This window comes from Microcoleus sp. (assembly GCF_049646505.1).
Lineage (GTDB): Bacteria > Cyanobacteriota > Cyanobacteriia > Cyanobacteriales > Microcoleaceae > Microcoleus.
The window spans coordinates 1-4297 of the sequence record NZ_JBARVX010000487.1; the positions used below are offsets into that span (position 1 = coordinate 1).

The following is a 4297-nucleotide window of genomic DNA, read 5'->3' on the forward strand; positions in this document are numbered from 1 at the left end:
CAAACAATGTCCGCCTCCGCGGACTCAGAAATTGCGTTATTAACAAATAGGTGAAACTATGACTGCTTTATTATCACAATCCGCAACTTGGACTTTTCCCTTTTGTCCAGAACTGCCCGATTGGTTCTTGGATTGGGAGAGCATTTACAATCATTTTGATTGGATTCAAAACTTAGAAGGATGTCAGCAAGACCCGATTTATCACGCTGAAGGTGATGTTTTCATTCACACCAAAATGGTCTGCGAAGCCTTAATCTCTTCCCCGAGTTGGCGCGAACTTCCCGTGCAAGAACGATCGATCCTGTTTGCCGCTGCTTTGCTGCACGATGCCGCCAAACCGGCCTTTACCAAGATAGAAGCAGGCGGCAGAATCAGTTCCAAAGGTCACGCCAGACAAGGTGCGAGAATGGTTAGAGAAATTCTATCTCAATTCGAGCCGCCAGTGCAGTTTGACATTCGCGAGACTGTTGGGGCGATCGTCCAATTCGGCAGTTTACCCATCTGGCTGCTTGACAAACCCAATCCCCAGCAGTCGGTAATTAAAGCCAGTCAAGTTGTCCGCTGCGATTTCCTGGCACTTTTAGCCGAAGCAGACGTGCGCGGCCGCCACTGCGCCGACAAACAAGAATTGCTCGATAAAATAGAACTATTTCGGGAGTTTTGTCAAGAAAACAATTGTTTGGATTCTCCCCGACAATTTGCATCAGACCACAGCCGATTTATCTACTTCCGCAAAGAGAATGGAAATCCCGATTATCAGGCATTTGACGATACAAGATGCGAAGTAATTTTGATGTCGGGATTGCCCGGTAGCGGTAAAGATTATTGGATTCGGAAAAATCTGCCAAATTTGCCTGTCATCTCGCTGGATGCACTGCGAAAAGAGATGAATGTCCCTCCCGACAAAACTCCGGGAAATGTGGTTAAAGCCGCCAAACAAAGAGCGCGCGAATACCTAAACCAGGGGCGTTGTTTTGTGTGGAATGCCACGAATACAACAAAACAAATGCGGCAGCAATTAATTAATCTCTTTGCCGGTTATCAAGCCCGAATTCGGATTGTTTATCTGGAAGTTCCTTTGGAGGAATTGCTGCGGCGGAATCGATCGCGCCCCGCGCCGGTACCGGAAACAGTGATTCGCAAATTAGCAGCGCGGCTGGATGTTCCAGACATTACAGAAGCGCATCAAGTCGATCGGATTGCGGGCTAGATTCTTTTTGCAGGATATGACTGATATCGTTTGCGGTTTTTTCTGAATGATTAAACCGCAGAGGACGCAGAGAACACAGAGGGAGAGAATATATATCTGAATCATTCCGATATTACCGGATTTGATATTACCCCTTATCCTCATCAAAAATACGATTCAACATACATAATTTAATAAAAAAAAGCGATCGCCCTTTTGTTCCTCTTCAAAAAAAGCCGTGAAGCGGAGCTATCCCGTAGGGAATCGCCCGCCCGCACAATTTACGCTGCTGATTGCCCTTGCATTTCCAGCAACTCAGGAACCGTCACAAACCGATATCCCTGCTTTTTCAGACCCGCAATCATCTCCGGTAAAGCCTTAACAGTACGAGATCGATCGCCCCCGCCATCGTGCATCAAAACGATCGCCCCCGGCTTCGCACCCTTCAACACATTATTAACAAAAGCCGACGGTTGAGCGCGCGGATCGGTATCTGCAGAAGTTACCGACCACATCACGACAGAATAATTGCGATCCTTAGCATACTTAGCCAAACCATTATTCAAAACACCTCCCGGCGGGCGGAAAAAAGTAGTCTTAACTCCCGTCGTGTCGTAAATAAGTTGAGCCGTGCGATCGATTTCGCTAGCCGCCGTCGCCGCATCCATCGAATCGTACCAGTGATGCCACGTATGATTGCCGATCGCGTGACCTGCAGCCACAACTTTTCGAGCAATTTCAGGAGAATTTTCGATAGATTTACCTATCCAAAAAAAGGTGGCTTTAACATCATTTTGCTGAAAAATATCGAGCATTTGTTCTGTAGTTTCCGGCCACGGCCCGTCATCAACAGTTAAAGCAATAACTTTATCAGAATCTTTGACTTTTCCCTCAAAAACTGTTGTTCCCTGAAACTGTTCCGGCGGCACAAAAGTCAAAAGCTTTTCTTTTGATTTCAATACAGTGAGAAGTTTCTCAATTGTGCGATCGACATTCAACGCTGTGCGATCGTCCCTTACTTCCTTTGCTAGTGGATTTACCGTTAAGGATTGGCTGAGATTCTGCACCTGCACGGTTGCAGGATTGTTGCTGAGGTGTTGGTTTCCTGGCATCAGCGTACCGACGATAAAGCTAATGGTAGCAGCGGCAAGGGCGATCGCCACAAAACGCCATTTTTTTCGCAGTCTCTCAAACAGATGATTTCCGCTCACTTGAAATTCCTTTCACTCCACACTGCGGATAATGATAATGGGAATTTCAGGGAAAAAACCTAAATTTTTTATTATGTCTCAGCCGGGATTGACAGCGGGAGCGCAAGGGCGACTGGATGCGATTTGCGGGCGATCCAGATTGCGCCTGTACAGACGAAACCCATGCCAAGCGGGTTGAAGAAATTTAGAAGTCGCCGTCGAGGTTAAGTGCGGCTCAAACTCAATCTGCTTTTCCAGAAGTGCCACCTCGCGCGACTCCGAGAATTCACAGAAATCGGAGTGTAGTACAGTTTTAGCATCAGATTTACCACGGGCTGCACCATCGGTTTAGCCGCCGAATGTCTTGATTTATCGTGGCTTCGGGGAAGTGAAAGTGTTGTTTGGGCGATCGGCACCCATTGAAAAAAACCAATTTTAAAAAAAAGTTGTATTACCCCCTTGACATTCCTGTAACACGTAATGTAGTATAGATGTACGCCGAAGGGGAAAGAGCTTCAAAGCCTTATTCCAAAAGCAATACGAACCTTGAAAACGGAATAGATAATTAATTGTGTCACATAATTGCGGACATCGGCGGTGTAGACTCCGGCAACAAAAGCCCGATCGGCTTGTAGTACGCGGAATCAACCGCCACTTCGTCCAAACTTAAGTAATTCAAGGACAAAATATTCGACAAGATTGCATAAATCTGCGATCGGGAAACCGCAGATTAAAAGCAGATAAACACAAATAAACGCAGATTAATTTCAAGATTGTTTGCGATTTTTTCAAGAGTTATATTGTTCATTATCACGGGGGTATAGCTCAATTGGTTAGAGCAGTCGCCTGTCGAGCGAAAGGTTGCGAGTTCAAGTCTCGTTACTCCCGTCAAAGTCCCGCAGGCAAATTAATTTAAGCCGTCACCCTCTCAAGGTGAAAATTGCCAGTTCAAACCTCGTCGGGACTCCCAGGTTAGGTGGCTGAGCGGCTCAAAGCGTCGGTCTGCAAAACCGAATTTCGCGGGTTCAAATCCCGCCCTAACCTCTGTTCTTACTAATTCGCAGGAGCAATCTCAAATCTTAAATAAATAGTGCTGTAGGCAAATGGTTTAAGCCGCTTGGTTTTCACCCAAGTGATTTGCGGGTTCAAATCCCGTCAGCACTTTGCGTGGGTCGTTGGCAGAATGGTTTTGCAGCCGCCTTTTAAGCGGATGGATCGAGGTTCAATTCCTCGGCGACCTACCAAAAATTCCATCTTGGGTTGGCCCTCCTATTGGTGCGGGTAGCTGTCTGTAAAACAGTAGCTTAAAGCGTTGCTGGTTCAATTCCAGCCCGACCCATTTGCAACTGTATTATGACTTATACAGAAAACCCAGTTTCTGAGAAAAATCTTGCATCTCTACGAGAGATATTAAGAGAGAAACCGGGTTTTTGACCCCCTTGGGTAAGTCCTGTGTATTTAATATGCTGTTGCAATTTTGAGAATGAGTTGTAACTGGACAACAATTCAGTTGGCGCGACTGAACATTTGGGGGTTCAAATCCCTCCGTTCTCGTACTCGGAGAAGTGGCCGAGCGGCTTATGGCGCTTTCCTGCTAAGAAAGAGCGGTTTAACACCCGTCGTGGGTTCAAATCCCACCTTCTCCGTTTCCCCCGATAGCTCAGTTGGTAGAGCGCTTGTTTGAAGAACAAGAAGTCGTCAGTTCGATACTGACTTGGGGGATTGCGTTGCCTTATAGCTCAATGGTAGAGCAAGCGGTTGTTAACCGCTAGGTTGTAGGTTCGACTCCTACTGAGGCAGCCATTTTTCAAATTGCCGGGTAGACAAATTGGTAAAGTCGCCTATCTCTGAAATAGGAGTTTATGTAGGTTCAAAGCCTACCCCGGTATCCAATTATTGGGAAGTCGCCTAATTGGCA

2 protein-coding genes and 10 tRNA genes are annotated in these 4297 nt (G+C 46.5%); 11 read left to right on the forward strand and 1 reads right to left on the reverse strand.

Going from position 1 to position 4297, the window contains the following annotated elements:
- Positions 1 to 58 precede the first annotated feature (58 nt).
- Positions 59 to 1210: an AAA family ATPase gene (locus WBA89_RS23380; RefSeq protein WP_424409817.1), complete on the forward strand. Its 1152-nt coding sequence runs from the start codon at positions 59 to 61 to the stop codon at positions 1208 to 1210.
- Positions 1211 to 1470: 260 nt separating this feature from the next.
- Here the strand turns inward: WBA89_RS23380 and WBA89_RS23385 are convergent, their stop codons facing one another.
- Positions 1471 to 2400: a polysaccharide deacetylase family protein gene (locus WBA89_RS23385; RefSeq protein WP_424409818.1), complete on the reverse strand. Its 930-nt coding sequence runs from the start codon at positions 2398 to 2400 to the stop codon at positions 1471 to 1473.
- Between the two features lie 793 nt (positions 2401 to 3193).
- Between WBA89_RS23385 and WBA89_RS23390 the strand changes: the two genes are divergently transcribed.
- From WBA89_RS23390 to WBA89_RS23435, 10 genes are all read left to right on the forward strand, one after another.
- Positions 3194 to 3267: transfer RNA gene (locus tag WBA89_RS23390), tRNA-Asp, on the forward strand.
- Between the two features lie 4 nt (positions 3268 to 3271).
- Positions 3272 to 3349, forward strand: a tRNA-Glu gene (locus WBA89_RS23395).
- Positions 3350 to 3423: transfer RNA gene (locus WBA89_RS23400), tRNA-Cys, on the forward strand.
- 45 nt (positions 3424 to 3468) lie between these two features.
- Positions 3469 to 3543 (forward strand) — tRNA-Glu (locus WBA89_RS23405).
- A 5-nt stretch (positions 3544 to 3548) separates the two neighbouring features.
- A tRNA-Lys gene (locus WBA89_RS23410) sits at positions 3549 to 3623 on the forward strand.
- Positions 3624 to 3636: 13 nt separating this feature from the next.
- A tRNA-Tyr gene (locus WBA89_RS23415) sits at positions 3637 to 3718 on the forward strand.
- A gap of 220 nt (positions 3719 to 3938) precedes the next feature.
- Positions 3939 to 4025 (forward strand) — tRNA-Ser (locus tag WBA89_RS23420).
- Positions 4026 to 4028: 3 nt separating this feature from the next.
- Positions 4029 to 4101: transfer RNA gene (locus WBA89_RS23425), tRNA-Phe, on the forward strand.
- A 6-nt stretch (positions 4102 to 4107) separates the two neighbouring features.
- Positions 4108 to 4182 (forward strand) — tRNA-Asn (locus tag WBA89_RS23430).
- A gap of 10 nt (positions 4183 to 4192) precedes the next feature.
- Positions 4193 to 4271: transfer RNA gene (locus tag WBA89_RS23435), tRNA-Gln, on the forward strand.
- The last annotated feature ends 26 nt before the right edge of the window (positions 4272 to 4297 follow it).

Bases quoted from the DNA above. Each gene is read 5' to 3' on its own strand.
- WBA89_RS23380 (WP_424409817.1), top strand. From the start codon at position 59: ATGACTGCTTTATTATCACAATCCGCAACTTGGACTTTTCCCTTTTGT.